Below are 14464 nucleotides of genomic sequence, written 5' to 3'. Positions count from 1 at the left end.
AGAAAGTGAGGTTAGGAGAATGGAGAATAACATAAAACTTTTAGGTGATGACGGGATGTTGGGTATGGAGTTTAAGAATAGAACGATTCGTGTTTATAACACAGAAGGCGATGTGATGGAATTACTTTCAACAAAAGAACAGATTCGAGAGGCTATCGATTATTTAAAAGGATGCCAGAAAGAAATGAAGTAATGTTTTAAAGAGTAATCACATCGAACGGAGGGGAACCGTATCAACAAGGAACTCCGGATAAGGAAATCAGAATTATGTATGATCGTAGTTTTACTTATGTTGGGAAACTCAAGAAGAAGTGGGAAAGAGAAGGGAAATGGACGGACTTACTAATATGAGAGAAATAAAAAAAGGCTAGGATTTCGCCTAGCAAAAGAGTTATGTCGTACAGAAAGGTACTTGTGTGCAAACCAGGTGTTTGCAAATTCATTATATAACGTTTCTGGGGTGGATAGGCTGAGTCATAGCAATCTTTACGAAAATTTTACATGTGTTGAAGATTTTGATAAATATCAAATTTGAATTTTATTAAGAAAGTGGACTAAACGCGTTGATAACTAGATGGGAAAAGAGAGCATCATCACTGAAATAAAAAAGCCCTGCACACAGGGCATCTAAAAGATACCTTAGCAATAACGACGATTAGGGGGACGTATTAGCTAAGGTATCTGGATGGATGGCTGCATACTAAGTATGCAATCAAGAGCATTGTTGAATGTATTGGGATATTCAACACGTTAAGAATAACATGAAATTTCAGTTAATTCATCCGGTAAATTTGTCCAAAAAAGGTGCTTCGATAAAAGTTTTTCACCTAAGAATTGGATTCATGGATCTTAACAAAAGCGTTATTTTATTATAGATAAATTGGTGACTCAGCAATTGTGCTAGCCGAGTCACCTAGTACTATCGAACCAAATCATGTTCTTTATCTATATGTAGTTATGTTGAGTTCCTAGAGGCTAGCCCCCAAAAAACAGTTAAAGGACAAAGAAAATCATTTTAGAGAGTTTTACATTTTATTATGTTAATGCTACAACAGCAAGAGTTAAACCCAATGTATTTAATGTATTAGAATATGGTCCTACATTAACAGTAAGAGTACTTGTTATACCTAAAGGTGTAGTGAAAATAGCGGGTGCTGATACAGAAGTGAATCCTGCAGTATATCCCAGAGAAGTACCAGAGCCAATGATTGGATTATTATTCAAATACATAGTGATACCTGCCGAATTACCTCCTGGTTGAATGATAACTTGCACTTCATAGATTGCCAAATAGGTTCTTCCACCTTCAAGTAAAACAGTTGTTGGTGGTGTGAATGAGATTGCCGTACCATTAGAATTTACCACGGTATCTAGTGGAATCGCAGAATTTACAGAGACTATTGATGGAGTAGTTTGAACAACATTTAAACTGTTAGCCGTGGGGGATGGACAAGTGCAAGGTTTGTGAATGTTAGGGTTATTATCATTTTGGTAATTCACAAATAATCAAGCTCCTTTGCGTAAAATAATTTTTTATCCTATATAAAACGTAGCTTTTTTGTATCTAAGTTATTTTTTAATAAGTTTTTAAAGATAAGTCGAATATTGGTGGTCAGTCAACTCTTAAAAATATTTGATACTCTGGGATTTCAAAGTGCATCTGATAAATATATATATGAATGTTTTTTTAAGGACATTACCTTAAGTTCGGAAACATAATAAAATAGTTATTTTATAACCCAAAATAAAAGAACCCGTTTGTTATAAACGGATTCTTCCCTTAAGGTGTGCAAGAAATTCAAGGTAACTTGACCAGAGTAGCCTGTGGAATTCCTTGTGGTAATACTGTATGCAAATGAATCAAAATGGTTAATGTAAACTAAACAAAGTCTTATTTTAAAGCTAAAGAATGTCTTGTGGAGCGCTCCTTATAGCTAATTATGAATGTTTTTGTTCAATCTTAGATTTCTTGCTTGGAGGAATAAAATGCTCTGAAACAAAGTTTAGATAGACAATCGAGCCCATAATTACAATATAAAATACCGCACAAAAGAAGATTAAAATGTATTTTAATGTCTTGTTCATATTAGTGCCGTCCTAAAAGAGGGTTATTTGGATTTTAATAGCGTATGTAAAAAAAGGTGCATTTATACAAGGGAAGGGTAGCTAGCAAAAGTAAAACAAAATCTTTATTTAAAAACTAAAGTGCGCTTTTTAAAGCGTTCCTTAAGAAAAATAAAAAAGAATACCTCATGATACTGTATGTATTTTTTTTAGGAATGTGAGGATTTAAAACAAAATCGTTATTTGAGAGAAAGGAGAATGGAAATGTCCTTAGTGGGGAATTTGAAAGAACTCCAAAAAAAAGTCATTGATGAAAAGGTATTGGAATTTGCAGAGGAAATGGAATACGTAATAATCGAAAGTGCTGCAATTGGATATTCAGGTTATAGATATCAAATTCATAAGGAAAATCCAGACAAGCATATTCTGCACTCAAAACCATTCACGGAAAAGTTACAAGAATTAATGGATGGTGTGAAAGTTGAATTTAAGGTAGAAGAAAAGAAAAACATTTTAGGTGGATCTTATTACGAACATTACATCCGTTTTAGTTGGAATGACTAATTTCTTAATAAAAACGCTATTTTAAATAAAAGAACAGCTAGTGAAATCTAACTGCTCAGTTCTTTGAAAAATAAGAATTAGAATTTGTGTTTAAAATGGTTTACATCAATTAACGAAATTGCTGTAGAGAGATTAATAAATCTTTATGAATACGCAATAATGTTTGAACATCATCTTCTTGAAGTTGTTGTAGTGCTAATTCCATTGCCTTGTAGGAAGTAGAGTTTTCAATGGATTTTTTCGATGCTTCTTGTCCTTGGTTTGTTACCTTTAATTTTATTTCTCTACGATCTTCATCTGATTGTTTTCGCTCGATGAGCTGTAGATTAACTAATTCATCTACATTCACACTCACTGTACTTTTAGGAACTGAAAGACGTTCTGAAATCTCTTTAAGAGTAACATTAGGGAGTGCATAAATTGTATTTAAGATACCCATTTGTTGTACTGTTAATCCTAAACTGGAGGCGTTTTGATGTGTGAACTTTATAATTTCTTTGTTTATTGTTACAAATGATTGGACAACTTCTCCTGCTTGTTTGAAACTTTGATTTTTTAAACTCATAATAATCGTCCCTTTTCTTTTTTAATTTAGTTTAACATAGAATAGTTCACCAATGAACTATTTATCTCTAAATTAATTTAGAAAAGAAATCAATACACATTATTAATAGAAAACTTAATAAAAATTTCATTTTGTCACAAATAAAAGAGCAGTTAGCCCAGTCTAACTGCTCGATACAAAGGTAATAATCTAGATGCATAGATATTATATGCTGAATTATTGATTTTATTCAAGGAGGAATAAAGTAAAGATTTTTTAGGAAATAGGAGTAGGAACAAAATAGAAGAGCAGCTAGCAAAAGCTAACTGCTTGTTGAAAAAAGAATCCATCCCAGGTTATTTACTGGCAGAGTTTCAAGAAATAAATGATTAAATTAATTTAATTTTTCAATTACAATCGAAGCATTTATATTTGTTTGTGTTCCACCCGCCAAAGTCTGCAAAGTAACCGCAGCAGCGGAAGTATGATTATTAAGGGTAATAATATCACCTGCTGCTAAAGTGAGAATTGTTTGCCCATTGTTTTGTTGAGTACCTGCACCTGATCCATAAATGGAGTTGGTAACGGGAGCCCCATTTAAAAAGAGGGCAAATTGATTAGGTTCAACTCCTGATACAGAAAAAGAAATTTTATAATCTCCAGCATTAATAACTGTCATTTGAGAAGTTCCGAGCGTATGAGTAAAACCGGATGTGATTCTACCGTGTGAATTAAAAAGAATAGGTGCTTCTAAGGCAACAACTTGAGCTGCTGTATTGAAAACATAAGCATACTGGGATAAGCCAGATACTGTAAGACCGGCAGGCCCAGTAGGTCCGGTAGCTCCAGCGGTTCCTGGTAATCCAGTAGGCCCAGGAATGCCTTGGATGCCTTGGATACCTTGAAGCCCAGTTGGGCCAGTCGGGCCGATAGGGCCAATAAGTCCTGGATTACCTTGAATACCTTGGATACCCTGAATTCCAGTTGCCCCAGTTATTCCAGTGGGTCCAATAGGACCAATAGGTCCTGGATCACCTTGAATCCCCTGAATCCCTTGACTTCCTTGAGGTCCAGTGGGGCCAGGAATGCCTTGGATACCTTGGATACCTTGAAGTCCGGTTGGTCCTGGTGACCCAGTTGGTCCAGTGGGGCCAGTCACTCCGGTTGGTCCTGGTGGTCCCCCGGAAGGTCCAGTCGGGCCCGTTGGTCCTGGCGGTCCCCCGGAAGGGCCGGTAGGTCCAACAGCTCCAGAAGGTCCAGTTGGACCTACAGAACCAGGAATGCCAGGAATCCCTTGAGGTCCGGTCGGGCCAGGAATCCCTTGAATGCCTTGAATGCCAGGAATCCCTTGAATACCAGGAATCCCTTGAATTCCAGTGACCCCCGTTATTCCAGTGGGTCCAATAGGGCCTTGAATGCCAGGAACGCCTTGGATGCCTTGGATACCTTGAATTCCAGAAGGTCCAGTTGGACCAATAGATCCAGAAATCCCAGGAATCCCTTGAGGTCCAGAAATACCTTGAGGTCCAGTAGGTCCCAGGTTACCTTGAGGTCCAGTAGGTCCGGTAGGTCCCCGAGGTCCACCTGAAGGTCCGGTAGCTCCAGTAGGTCCCGAAGGTCCAGTAGCACCGGTTAATCCAGTAGGCCCTATTTGAGGTAAAGGAAAGGGTATGTGACAACAATGCTTTTTAAATTTACTCATTTTTACACCTCCCTTATAAATTAACTATCAATTTATATTTATACTTTAACAACTTATGAGTAAACAGACACAGGGGTGTAAGGAAAAAACCTATGAAAATTACATAATAGGTTTTAAGAGCAAGCCTCTGTTTTAAATTCCATACCAAAAAGAGCACCATATATAAGTGCTCTTCTGACTAAAACTCTTAATGAAAAAGAGAATGTGATACCAAATGTAATTTTTTTATGGACGTGAAGTATTTGAACAAAAACGCTATTTGAATCGAAAGGGAGAATGAAAATGAATACAGTGACTATTAACTTTGGACCAGGTACAGCAGCATGGAAAGATATGCAGGAGGTCGCTAAAGTTTTGCAAGAAAAGGGTTACTCGGTTGAGCCGAAAGAAGGCATCGGAATGGTGAAGTTAACTAAGGATATTTATGATGAACCTACGATACGAAAAATAGGGGACTTAAAAGTTGGAGATCAGGTTATGTATCAAGATGAAGTTGAAACAATTCATTCAATAATTCGAGATGAGTATGGGGAATATGATGTTCAAATTGGATGCTATCATGAAAAGTTTTGTCAAACATCCGAATTTGAGGTAATTGAGTAGAAAACTAAACAAAAACTTCATTTTAAACAACAAAGCAGCTAGCCGAAATAGCTAACTGCTTCGTTGTACAATTTTAGAAGTTACAATCGATACGGATATATGTTGTAACAAAAAGTTACAACTATAGTATAAACAAATATCAAAATATTATGCAGGTAAGAAAACTAAACAAAAGTTTCATTCTGTAGAAATAAGGAAACTAAAAAGAGCACCATGCATCAGTGCTTTTTAAGATAGGAGGTAACACTTTGAGCTGGATGGTGAGGTTAAAAATATATGATGTAGAAAAGGAATAAGACCTAAATTTTATTATTAACTCAATATAAAAGAGCAATTAGCTTTTGCTAATTGCTCGGCCCAAGGTAATAGACATAGAGTGGGTATTAGTAAAATTGGCTATTCACGAGCCTGTTTACAGTGTAACCAAGATTTTTAAATGTATTCCCTCTTTAAAAACCTTATTCAAACAGTGGTATTTAAAGAGGGAGTGGAGTATTGAAAAAGAATACTTTCCCTTTATACATGAAATGATTTTTTAATTCTCAATAATATATGAGTGTTAAGACAAAAATGTGTAATTAAAAGAGCAGCTAGCAAAAGCTAACTGCTCATCCAAGAAAACCAGAGGAAAGATAACCATGTATCTATTATTAACGAAACATTGAGTTTTATTCAGGGGAGGAAGAGAAATGAGACCACGTAGATTTGAGTATTTGATTTCTTATAAGTATTACCATAATAACGGTAATACGGATTGTACGTATTTATTCAATAGTCGTTCGAAACTCAATAGTAGAAAAGATGTCCTAGATTTAATGGATCTATTAAAAGAAAAATGCAATGCTCATACGGTCATAATCAATAACAGTCAATTACTAAGAGAAAAGAGAGCATTATAAAAACTCAACAAAATAATCCTTTGAATAGAAAGTGAGGTTAGGAGAATGGAGAATAACATAAAACTTTTAGGTGATGACGGGATGTTGGGTATGGAGTTTAAGAATAGAACGATTCGTGTTTATAACACAGAAGGCGATGTGATGGAATTACTTTCAACAAAAGAACAGATTCGAGAGGCTATCGATTATTTAAAAGAATGCCAGAAAGAAATGAAGTAATGTTTTAAAGAGTAATCACATCGAACGGAGGGGAACCGTATCGTATGAATCAATTGTCATTTTTTGAAGACATCGATGAAAAGGAGATGCGAAGACTTGTGGTGAAGGAGCTGAAAAACTACAAAGCATTGTGCGTCCGGATGAAGAATCAAGAAGAACGGGCTCAAGCTGGGTGTGTTGTTCTTTTTCCTAAAATGAAAGGTGACGATAAGAATCACGAGATACGTTTTAAACAAATTGAACGGACGTTAAAACATGCACTTGATGAAGATGAACGCAGGATAATTGAGATGAAGTACCTTGGGAATCGGAAGGTTAAGGATTCGTTTGTGTACAACGAATTAATGATAAAGCGAGATCCGTTTTATCAGAAGAAAAAAAGCGCTATTCAGTTGATAGCTACAGCTTTGGGGATTATATAGATATGTGTTATTTTGTATATAGAGGATTAGTGTTTTAAATTTAATTTAATGGAGGTATATTTATGAGTTGGATACCAAGTGTGATTACATTATTAGGCACATTAGCGGGCGCTATTATTGGTATAGTTGGTGCTATTATTACTCAGAATAAAAGTTTTAAACGTCAAATCGAGTTAGAGCGAAATAAGTTGGAGTGGAATGAATTACAAAATAATAAAAACTTGAAATTTGAAGTGTATAATGAACTCCTTGAGAAAAATGGAGTAAGTCAAGTAATTGAGCTTGATAGAAATAAACCAATGGATATTTATCAATTCCAAGTAGGAAATTATCTAACATGCATTAGACCAATTTTATTCAAAAAATTCCATGTGTTAGATTCGGATATTCAAGAGAAAGTATTAAGAATTGATGAAGAGATAAGGAGATGCGAATGGTATGAAGATGTAGACGAGGATGATAATAAAGGTTTTCTAGATTTATATAATGCCATTTTAAGAAGAGTCAACGAAGAATATGAAAAGATGAAAATCTCCGGAATCGAATAATTATATATCCTTTAAATATCGACAAAAAAGGGGACAAACTCGAGGACGTTTTTGGGGATTTCTCAAAGCAGAATCAATATTACGCTATACCTATACAGTTCTTTGAAAAAAGAATAGTGTGGGGATAACGTATTTATGCGCTCATAACCAATGATCATAGCCCCTTTATCAAAACGTTACCGGAGAACGGGCAAGGGCGGTAAGAATCCGCAAATAGGACGAAAAGATCAATTACATGTATATATTCAGCCGCGATGCGTGAGTGTCGTGGCTTTTGTGTTTTTTATTGAGTTTAGTATTTTGATGTTAGTTTTAATAAGAGGTATAAATAATCCCCTTTTAGGAATTGGTCTTCAAAGGTTATGTTTTTTATATCTCCATACATAAATGTAATATAATGATTTGTGTCAAGAGTAAAGAAAGAGGGTTTTTGCATTAACATGGCGGAAAGAATAAATTATGGAAAATGTAGCAAACTTTTTAATGAAAATAAAGTAGAAGTATCAAAATAGACGTTTTTTCTTTTTTATATAGAAATTACACATTAAACGTATTTAAATACTGTTTTAGGTATAACATGAATTGATCATCAATGGTACAGATAACGGATATTTTTCTATTTAGATTAGATGTTAAATGTACCGTGAAACTCTTGGAAATACAATGCTGGAAAAATATAATGATATTGGTATATTACAGGAGAAGGCGCAATTGTAGGAGTAAAGGGGATATGCCCAGGTTGCATACCATATGAAGGATGGTGAAGTAAATGTTGCCAAGTCGAAGTTGGAGCTACAACAATCCTCATCGGGAAAGGATTCATAATATAATCACTCCTAAAGTAGTATTCATGTAATAGGGTATGCACTTACTGAATATAGATGTGCATAATCTAGGTCTATAAACATAATAATCAACGGACAGAAAATAGGGTTACTAATCTTATGATGTGTTCATTATGGGTGTTTTATTTTACTATGTAGATAGAACAAACATGTGTATAGTAATTATCGTAGGCGCTACATGATCTGGGTGGCGTCTTGTTTGTTGTTAAGGAAAGATAAGGGGTGAGATAGACTTGCAAATTGAAATATTATTAGTCTGAAACATAGACTAGTAAACAAACTATTTCTACCTTTTAATCATAGAATATGATGAATTCTATTTTTAGAGGAGGGAATCATATCTATGGGATGGAATAATAATTTTGGACATTCTCGAGATTGTAATAGATTTTGGGATGATTTAGTATTTTGCGGATGCGGTCGTAGACGCAGAAGAAACGATTTTAACGACTGTCATTGTAGACGTGACTGCGATTGTGATGAGTGTCGTCGTAGACGTAATCATGATCATGACCGTGATCATGATTACGATGATCGTCGAGATTGGTAAAGTCTTTTGAAAGAGTGTGATGAAGAAACGCACTCTTTTTTGTTATGTTTTTAATTAGTACTTATTAACTCGAAGGACGCAGTTTCAATTGGATTTAACATTTTACAAAACAAACGAACACAATGAATAGAAAAAGCAAGAATCAAATGATTCCTGCTAGGTGAAGAGATGTGACTAACATTCCAATAGCGCTAATAAACTCTGGAGAAATGTAAAAATCTGATTTAGATGCGTTTGGTCTCTTGATTTTTAGTTTCATGTTTCTACTCCTTTATATTTAGTTTTTACATGGGTATATACAATTCAGAAGGGAGTTTGTAACAAATAAATGAGAAATATTTTTAAGTAAGATTCATTTAGCGATTTGTGTAAGTAGCGAATACGCTGCTTTTTTATTTTACATAGAAAAAGGAACCGTAATAGGCTCCTTAATTCGATTCAGAAGTTGTGTAGTTTTTCTTGATGATATCTTTTATGTTGATAATTAAGGATATAAGAAATCCAGCAGCTAGGATACCGTTTACCCAGTAATATGTATTCCCTGATGTAAATTTATTATAAAAGGAATTGACATTATAATATAATAAGCCTGCTGAAATGACGGTAGAGATTACTAACGTACCAAAACTTTTCATATTTTTCACTCCATTTCTGAAGAATGAGATTCTTACAAAAATTATACAGCGAAATTTATAGATTTAAAATGATATATAAAGAAATTACCGTGAGTTAGGGGAATATGCCAGGCAGTGAATCGGCTGCTTTTTATTTTGCATATAAAAAAGGAAACCACAAAGGCTCCCTTTTATATTACGCTGTCTTATAATTTTTATTTTTAATCCTATTTTTAGTATCCATAAATGCGGCGAATGTAGCTATAGCACCACCTAAATAATAGACTTGGAATTTGTGGTCAAAAGCTAATACTGTAATGAAATTGTAGCCGTATATAAAACATGTAATACCAAATAACCATAACATGAATTTCAAATCTTTTAAGCTCAATCTATAATTCTTAATTTTTTTCCACATATGTATCAACTCCTATTGTTATGAGGTTCTGTAGTTTTTCTTTTTGAAATCTCGCATGTTGAGGATAAAGAATAGAAGGAAGATAACAGCTCCGATGCCATTAATCCAGTAGTATGTGCGCCCTGTTGTGAATCCGTTATAGAATTCATAGGCATTCCAAATTACAAGAAGTACTGAGCAGACAGTAGAAATCATTAATGAGCCAAAACTTCTCATGATTTTCACCTCGATTCAAATTTTTAGAACTTATTTATAATTTTACATTTAAATAAATAGATTTACAAGAAGAGGAATAAAAGAAAGAACCCGCTGGAGTTCGGGTCCTTTCAGAAGTGATGATGTATTCTCGGCTTGGGAACTGAGAAAAACACAAAAATATAATACATCGGGTTTTAGAGAATTTCAAGACTAAATTAGAGATTACCATAAGGGGGAGTTGGACAAATGAAACTAACTAAACAAGAACAAGCGGTTGTAATTGGCACATTCATTTCAATGTTAGGAACGGATCTTGTAAATGAGCGTATTAATAAACAGAAATTAGAAAGTGCAATTCCAATCTTTAATGAGTTGGAAGATAAGACAACACCAAAGCAAAAGAGAGAAGCAATGATTAGTTTGCTTGGTAAAACGGTAGATGAATTCTTAAAACAATAGGCATAAAAAAGGAAAAGCAACTCGCTTGGGGGGCGAATTACTTCTCCAGATGGCAATGTTAATTTTATTATAGCAACTTGGACATATTTGTGAATTTATATTTTGAATTTTCTGTGAAATAATTCAAGGATTACCGCGAGGTGGTGAATATGGCTAGGCAACGTAGCCCAGATCGTGACAAAGCATTTGAAATATATAAAGCAAGTAAAGGAGAGAAGCCATTAATTGATATTGCAGCTGAGTTAAACCTCAAACCTTCACAAATCAGAAAGTGGAAATCACAAGATAAATGGGCCGAACAATTAAAAGGTAACGTTACTATTGCGAAAAGGAGCGTTACCAATGTTAAAAACCCCAAGACAAAAGCCAAGTTAAAAAAGATGCTAGATGATGAAGAGCTGACAGAACAAGAACGGCTCTTTTGTTTGTATTACGTAAAGTATTTTAATGGTACACAAGCTGCACTGAAAGCTGGCTATGCAAAGAGTAGCGCGCATGTTACGAGTAGCCGGTTACTGAGAAGAGAACGTGTAGCATCGTACATTCGAGAGATTAAAGGTGAAATGGTTGAGAATATCTTTGTGGAAGCGATGGATGTATTGAATGAGTACATCAAAATTGCTTTTGCAGATATTAAGAATTACGTAAATTTTGGCCAGAAAGATGTAGAAGTGATGGGCCCGTTTGGACCTGTAAAAGATGAAGACGGAAAACCAGTCATGAGAACCATTAGCTATGTTGATTTTAATGAATCGGATATGGTTGATGGCTCTATCATTGCGGAAGTGAAAAAAGGAAAAGAAGGCGTGTTTATCAAGCTTGCTGACAAGATGAGAGCACTTGATAAATTGGCGATGTACTTCGATTTAGTGCCTGATAACTTCAAGCGAAAAATTGAAGAAGAACGTCACAAGATGCATATGGAAGTACAGAAAGCGAACATAAAGAAAGCTAATGCTGAAATTGCAAATTTAACTGGTGATGAAGATGATGATAATGCAGAAGCAATTCAAGATTTCTTACAAGCAACTGCTCCTGATCCAGAAAAGATGAAAGAAGTATTTGGTGATGCAGATGGCGAGGATTAAAAAGCGGAAAACCAAATCGTTTAAGTTCCAGCCGTTTTCAAATAAACAATTACAATTATTGTGGTGGTGGCGAGATGGTTCGCCATATGAGAATCATGACATCGTTATTGCAGATGGAGCAATTCGTTCTGGTAAAACAATTTCGATGATCTGTAGTTTCTTGCAATGGTCACAAGAAAAGTTTAAAGGTGAGTCATTTATCATTGCTGGTAAATCAATTGGCTCATTAAAACGTAACGTAATCAACCCTATGATACAAATACTTACCGCATGGGGTTGGCGATATGATTACAACCGTTCTGAAAACTATCTGCAAATTGGGTGGAATACGTACTACTTGTTTGGAGCTAATAAGGAGAATTCACAAGATACATTACAAGGTTTAACTGCTGCTGGTTCATTAGCGGATGAAGCTGCTCTATTTCCTAAATCATTTATAGATCAAATGATTGGGCGTTGTTCTGTTGATGGCGCAAAGATATTTATGAACTGTAATCCTGGTTCGCCATATCACTTTGTAAAAACAGAGCTTATCGATAAGAAAAAAGAGAAGTTAGTTTGTCATTTGAAATTTACAATGGATGATAATTTATCTCTTTCTGAGAAAGTAAAAGACCGCTTTAAACGTATGTTTAGTGGTGTGTTCTATCAACGCTATATATTAGGTTTATGGGTAATGGCGGAAGGTTTAATATATAGTATGTTTAATGAAGAGGAACATGTTGTACCGTCGCATCCAAGAAAATACGAACAGTACTATATCTCCTGCGATTACGGTACACAAAACCCTATGGCTTTTGGTTTATGGGGCTTATGTGGTGGCATTTGGTATAAGGTGAAAGAATACCATCATGACGCTCGTAAGAAGAATTTACAAAAGTCAGATGAACAATATTATGATGATTTAGTTGAGTTTGCAAACGGTCTAACCAAGCGTATTATCGTAGACCCATCGGCAAGCTCATTTATTATTTTACTGAAACAAAAAGGTTGGAAAGTAAAAAAAGCAAAGAACGATGTATTAGATGGAATACGAAATGTAGCAACTGCATTAACAACGGAATTAATTAAATTCTGCGATTGTTGTAAAGAAACGCTGCGTGAGTTTTCTTCTTATGTATGGGATGAGAAGGCAATGGAACGCGGGGAAGACAAACCAATTAAGCAGAATGACCATCAAATGGATGCTGATCGCTATTTTGTAAATACCGTAATTATGTCTAATAACAAAGCTAGAGCAGTTAAGTCAATTTATTAAGGAGGTGAGACGATGTTTGAACATTACATTCCGATACTGGATGAACAAAATGGTGAGCCTACACCGAAGCTGCTCAAGAAGATTATTGATGAGTTTGAACCATTAAAAAAACGCATGATTAATAGGTATGAACGCTATAAAGCAAGCGAAAAGGGTGTACCTATCTTCACACGTGAGTTTAAAGGTGATGGAAATAAGGATAAGGTTAACAACAAGCTGAACAATGACTTCTTCTCTGAAATTATTGATACAAAAATAGGGTATATGTTTGGATTACCTATTTCATACAGCCTAGATCATGAAGACGAGGAAGTATTGAAGCGTATCCAAGACTTTTTAAAAGGGAATCATACCGAAGATGCTGATGCGGAAACAGGAAAGTTTGCTTCTATTTGTGGTTATGGGGCAAGACTTTTGTATCACGATAAAGATGGTGAAGAAAAGGTTATGAATATAAAACCTTATGAAGCTATCTTCCTTACGAATACAAGCATTGCAGAGCCTAAATACGCTATCCGCTGCTATCCAGTCAAAGTAATTGACGGTGATGACTTTAAAGATGGATATAAATTGGAATTTTACAATGGTACGCAAATCATTGAGTACACTGGTGAAGATTTAGATAAGCTGAAAGAAACAAATCGAATCACTAATTTATACAAAGGTGTACCACTTATCGGATTTCCTAACAATGAAGAATTGCAGGGGGATGTTGATAAAGCTATTGCGCTTATTGAAGGGTACGACAGAGCACTTTCTGATGTGAACAGTGAAATTGAGCAGTTCCGCTTGGCTTATATGATTTTTAAAGGTGTTGATATAGATGATGATACTATCGAGAAGTTAAAACAAACTGGAGCTCTTGATGTAGGTGAGAATGGCGAGGCTTCATTTTTAACTAAGGATCTTAATGACAACATCTTGGAACACCATCTAGATAGATTAGAAAAGAATATATGCCGTTTTACAAAGCATGTTAATCTTTCTGATGAATCATTCGGTGGTAACCTCACTGGGGTTGCTATTCGTTATAAGCTATTAGCATTAGAAACGAAATCAGGAACGTTAGAAATGAAGTTTACCAAGTCATTGCGACAACAATTCAAGTTACTATTCGACGCTTGGAATTTACGTTCAAACAAAGCTGAGCTTGATTATCTTTGCATGACATTCCAATTCACTCGTAATCTTCCAGCTAACTTATCTGATGAAGCTGACGTTCAGTCTAAACTACAAGGTTTAATAAGCGAAGAAACACGATTATCTATGTTATCTGTTGTTCCTGATCCAAAGGCAGAATTACAAAAGATGAAGGAAGAAGAAGTTGATTCTATCGATTTAGACACTGTACATAAAGGCGGTGAAAACGATGGAATGGGACAAGAAGCAGAAACACCTCCAAAAAATAGAGGACGAACTGGAAAAGGCGATTCTCTACCTGTATAAAGATGCTTTAGAAGAAGTCAGAG

19 protein-coding genes are annotated in these 14464 nt (G+C 35.1%); 12 read left to right on the top strand and 7 right to left on the bottom strand.

The genetic code is table 11. The annotated features are described in order from the left end of the window. Nucleotides 1–19: 19 nt before the first annotated feature. Nucleotides 20–193, top strand: a complete 174-nt coding sequence (locus B9A45_RS32210) for a hypothetical protein (RefSeq protein WP_179135401.1) — start codon at nucleotides 20–22, stop codon at nucleotides 191–193. 842 nt (nucleotides 194–1035) lie between these two features. On the opposite strand, the gene B9A45_RS16745 is transcribed toward B9A45_RS32210, so the two are convergent. After that, the gene (locus B9A45_RS16745; RefSeq protein ID WP_001109240.1) at nucleotides 1036–1500 is read right to left on the bottom strand and encodes a hypothetical protein; all 465 of its coding nucleotides are present in this window, start codon (nucleotides 1498–1500) and stop codon (nucleotides 1036–1038) included. Nucleotides 1501–2328: 828 nt separating this feature from the next. Between B9A45_RS16745 and B9A45_RS16740 the strand changes: the two genes are divergently transcribed. Continuing rightward, nucleotides 2329–2628 (top strand): hypothetical protein, encoded by a 300-nt coding sequence (locus B9A45_RS16740; protein WP_084064286.1) that lies wholly within the window; start codon nucleotides 2329–2331, stop codon nucleotides 2626–2628. A 109-nt stretch (nucleotides 2629–2737) separates the two neighbouring features. On the opposite strand, the gene B9A45_RS16735 is transcribed toward B9A45_RS16740, so the two are convergent. Further along, on the bottom strand, nucleotides 2738–3193 hold the full coding sequence (locus B9A45_RS16735) for a MarR family winged helix-turn-helix transcriptional regulator (protein ID WP_000053894.1): 456 nt from the start codon (nucleotides 3191–3193) through the stop codon (nucleotides 2738–2740). Between the two features lie 373 nt (nucleotides 3194–3566). Next, a complete protein-coding gene (locus B9A45_RS16730) occupies nucleotides 3567–4874 on the bottom strand; it encodes a BclA C-terminal domain-containing protein (RefSeq protein WP_084064285.1) in 1308 nt (435 codons plus the stop codon). A gap of 282 nt (nucleotides 4875–5156) precedes the next feature. Between B9A45_RS16730 and B9A45_RS16725 the strand changes: the two genes are divergently transcribed. From B9A45_RS16725 to B9A45_RS16710, 5 genes are all read left to right on the top strand, one after another. Beyond that, on the top strand, nucleotides 5157–5477 hold the full coding sequence (locus B9A45_RS16725) for a hypothetical protein (RefSeq protein WP_001099203.1): 321 nt from the start codon (nucleotides 5157–5159) through the stop codon (nucleotides 5475–5477). A 689-nt stretch (nucleotides 5478–6166) separates the two neighbouring features. Further along, on the top strand, nucleotides 6167–6376 hold the full coding sequence (locus tag B9A45_RS16720; RefSeq protein WP_001247800.1) for a hypothetical protein: 210 nt from the start codon (nucleotides 6167–6169) through the stop codon (nucleotides 6374–6376). Nucleotides 6377–6466: 90 nt separating this feature from the next. Further along, entirely contained in the window at nucleotides 6467–6595 is a 129-nt protein-coding gene (locus B9A45_RS32760; protein ID WP_002063172.1) for a hypothetical protein, read from the top strand. A 44-nt stretch (nucleotides 6596–6639) separates the two neighbouring features. Continuing rightward, the gene (locus B9A45_RS16715) at nucleotides 6640–7017 is read left to right on the top strand and encodes an ArpU family phage packaging/lysis transcriptional regulator (protein WP_084064284.1); all 378 of its coding nucleotides are present in this window, start codon (nucleotides 6640–6642) and stop codon (nucleotides 7015–7017) included. Between the two features lie 62 nt (nucleotides 7018–7079). Continuing rightward, the gene (locus B9A45_RS16710) at nucleotides 7080–7565 is read left to right on the top strand and encodes a hypothetical protein (protein WP_084064283.1); all 486 of its coding nucleotides are present in this window, start codon (nucleotides 7080–7082) and stop codon (nucleotides 7563–7565) included. Nucleotides 7566–8190: 625 nt separating this feature from the next. Here the strand turns inward: B9A45_RS16710 and B9A45_RS16705 are convergent. Continuing rightward, nucleotides 8191–8388, bottom strand: coding sequence for a hypothetical protein (locus tag B9A45_RS16705; protein WP_001067905.1), 198 nt, complete (start codon nucleotides 8386–8388; stop codon nucleotides 8191–8193). Nucleotides 8389–8753: 365 nt separating this feature from the next. On the opposite strand from B9A45_RS16705, the gene B9A45_RS16700 reads away from it, so the two are divergent. Continuing rightward, nucleotides 8754–8960, top strand: a complete 207-nt coding sequence (locus tag B9A45_RS16700) for a hypothetical protein (protein WP_084064282.1) — start codon at nucleotides 8754–8756, stop codon at nucleotides 8958–8960. A gap of 428 nt (nucleotides 8961–9388) precedes the next feature. On the opposite strand, the gene B9A45_RS16695 is transcribed toward B9A45_RS16700, so the two are convergent. The 3 genes from B9A45_RS16695 to B9A45_RS32755 all read right to left on the bottom strand — a co-directional run bounded on the left by B9A45_RS16695 (nucleotide 9389) and on the right by B9A45_RS32755 (nucleotide 10208). Then, nucleotides 9389–9595, bottom strand: a complete 207-nt coding sequence (locus B9A45_RS16695) for a hypothetical protein (protein ID WP_033667316.1) — start codon at nucleotides 9593–9595, stop codon at nucleotides 9389–9391. A 175-nt stretch (nucleotides 9596–9770) separates the two neighbouring features. Next, nucleotides 9771–9992: a hypothetical protein gene (locus B9A45_RS16690; RefSeq protein ID WP_084064281.1), complete on the bottom strand. Its 222-nt coding sequence runs from the start codon at nucleotides 9990–9992 to the stop codon at nucleotides 9771–9773. 18 nt (nucleotides 9993–10010) lie between these two features. Continuing rightward, nucleotides 10011–10208, bottom strand: coding sequence for a hypothetical protein (locus B9A45_RS32755; RefSeq protein ID WP_025967175.1), 198 nt, complete (start codon nucleotides 10206–10208; stop codon nucleotides 10011–10013). Nucleotides 10209–10436: 228 nt separating this feature from the next. Between B9A45_RS32755 and B9A45_RS16680 the strand changes: the two genes are divergently transcribed. The 4 genes from B9A45_RS16680 (at nucleotide 10437) to B9A45_RS16665 (ending at nucleotide 14441) form a co-directional block, all read left to right on the top strand. After that, entirely contained in the window at nucleotides 10437–10649 is a 213-nt protein-coding gene (locus B9A45_RS16680; RefSeq protein ID WP_084064280.1) for a hypothetical protein, read from the top strand. Nucleotides 10650–10798: 149 nt separating this feature from the next. After that, the gene (locus B9A45_RS16675) at nucleotides 10799–11737 is read left to right on the top strand and encodes a terminase small subunit (RefSeq protein ID WP_084064279.1); all 939 of its coding nucleotides are present in this window, start codon (nucleotides 10799–10801) and stop codon (nucleotides 11735–11737) included. Continuing rightward, nucleotides 11724–12995: a PBSX family phage terminase large subunit gene (locus B9A45_RS16670; protein WP_084064278.1), complete on the top strand. Its 1272-nt coding sequence runs from the start codon at nucleotides 11724–11726 to the stop codon at nucleotides 12993–12995. Before B9A45_RS16675 ends, B9A45_RS16670 begins: the two co-directional genes overlap by 14 nt. 12 nt (nucleotides 12996–13007) lie before the next feature. After that, complete coding sequence (locus B9A45_RS16665; RefSeq protein WP_084064277.1) at nucleotides 13008–14441, top strand: phage portal protein; 1434 nt, start codon at nucleotides 13008–13010, stop codon at nucleotides 14439–14441. The last annotated feature ends 23 nt before the right edge of the window (nucleotides 14442–14464 follow it).

The sequence above is a fragment of the Bacillus sp. JKS001846 genome (assembly GCF_900176455.1).
Lineage (GTDB): Bacteria > Bacillota > Bacilli > Bacillales > Bacillaceae_G > Bacillus_A > Bacillus_A cereus.
Note: the sequence above shows the minus strand (reverse complement) of the source record. Positions and strands in the feature narration are given on the sequence as shown.

Excerpts from the sequence above, each read along its gene's own strand:
- B9A45_RS32210 (WP_179135401.1), top strand. The coding sequence starts at position 20 with ATGGAGAATAACATAAAACTTTTAGGTGATGACGGGATGTTGGGTATG.
- B9A45_RS16740 (WP_084064286.1), top strand. The coding sequence starts at position 2,329 with ATGTCCTTAGTGGGGAATTTGAAAGAACTCCAAAAAAAAGTCATTGAT.
- B9A45_RS16735 (WP_000053894.1), bottom strand. The coding sequence starts at position 3,193 with ATGAGTTTAAAAAATCAAAGTTTCAAACAAGCAGGAGAAGTTGTCCAA.
- B9A45_RS16730 (WP_084064285.1), bottom strand. The coding sequence starts at position 4,874 with ATGAGTAAATTTAAAAAGCATTGTTGTCACATACCCTTTCCTTTACCT.
- B9A45_RS16725 (WP_001099203.1), top strand. The coding sequence starts at position 5,157 with ATGAATACAGTGACTATTAACTTTGGACCAGGTACAGCAGCATGGAAA.
- B9A45_RS16720 (WP_001247800.1), top strand. The coding sequence starts at position 6,167 with ATGAGACCACGTAGATTTGAGTATTTGATTTCTTATAAGTATTACCAT.
- B9A45_RS32760 (WP_002063172.1), top strand. The coding sequence starts at position 6,467 with ATGGAGTTTAAGAATAGAACGATTCGTGTTTATAACACAGAAGGCGAT.
- B9A45_RS16715 (WP_084064284.1), top strand. The coding sequence starts at position 6,640 with ATGAATCAATTGTCATTTTTTGAAGACATCGATGAAAAGGAGATGCGA.
- B9A45_RS16710 (WP_084064283.1), top strand. The coding sequence starts at position 7,080 with ATGAGTTGGATACCAAGTGTGATTACATTATTAGGCACATTAGCGGGC.
- B9A45_RS16705 (WP_001067905.1), bottom strand. The coding sequence starts at position 8,388 with ATGAATCCTTTCCCGATGAGGATTGTTGTAGCTCCAACTTCGACTTGG.
- B9A45_RS16700 (WP_084064282.1), top strand. The coding sequence starts at position 8,754 with ATGGGATGGAATAATAATTTTGGACATTCTCGAGATTGTAATAGATTT.
- B9A45_RS16695 (WP_033667316.1), bottom strand. The coding sequence starts at position 9,595 with ATGAAAAGTTTTGGTACGTTAGTAATCTCTACCGTCATTTCAGCAGGC.
- B9A45_RS16690 (WP_084064281.1), bottom strand. The coding sequence starts at position 9,992 with ATGTGGAAAAAAATTAAGAATTATAGATTGAGCTTAAAAGATTTGAAA.
- B9A45_RS32755 (WP_025967175.1), bottom strand. The coding sequence starts at position 10,208 with ATGAGAAGTTTTGGCTCATTAATGATTTCTACTGTCTGCTCAGTACTT.
- B9A45_RS16680 (WP_084064280.1), top strand. The coding sequence starts at position 10,437 with ATGAAACTAACTAAACAAGAACAAGCGGTTGTAATTGGCACATTCATT.
- B9A45_RS16675 (WP_084064279.1), top strand. The coding sequence starts at position 10,799 with ATGGCTAGGCAACGTAGCCCAGATCGTGACAAAGCATTTGAAATATAT.
- B9A45_RS16670 (WP_084064278.1), top strand. The coding sequence starts at position 11,724 with ATGGCGAGGATTAAAAAGCGGAAAACCAAATCGTTTAAGTTCCAGCCG.
- B9A45_RS16665 (WP_084064277.1), top strand. The coding sequence starts at position 13,008 with ATGTTTGAACATTACATTCCGATACTGGATGAACAAAATGGTGAGCCT.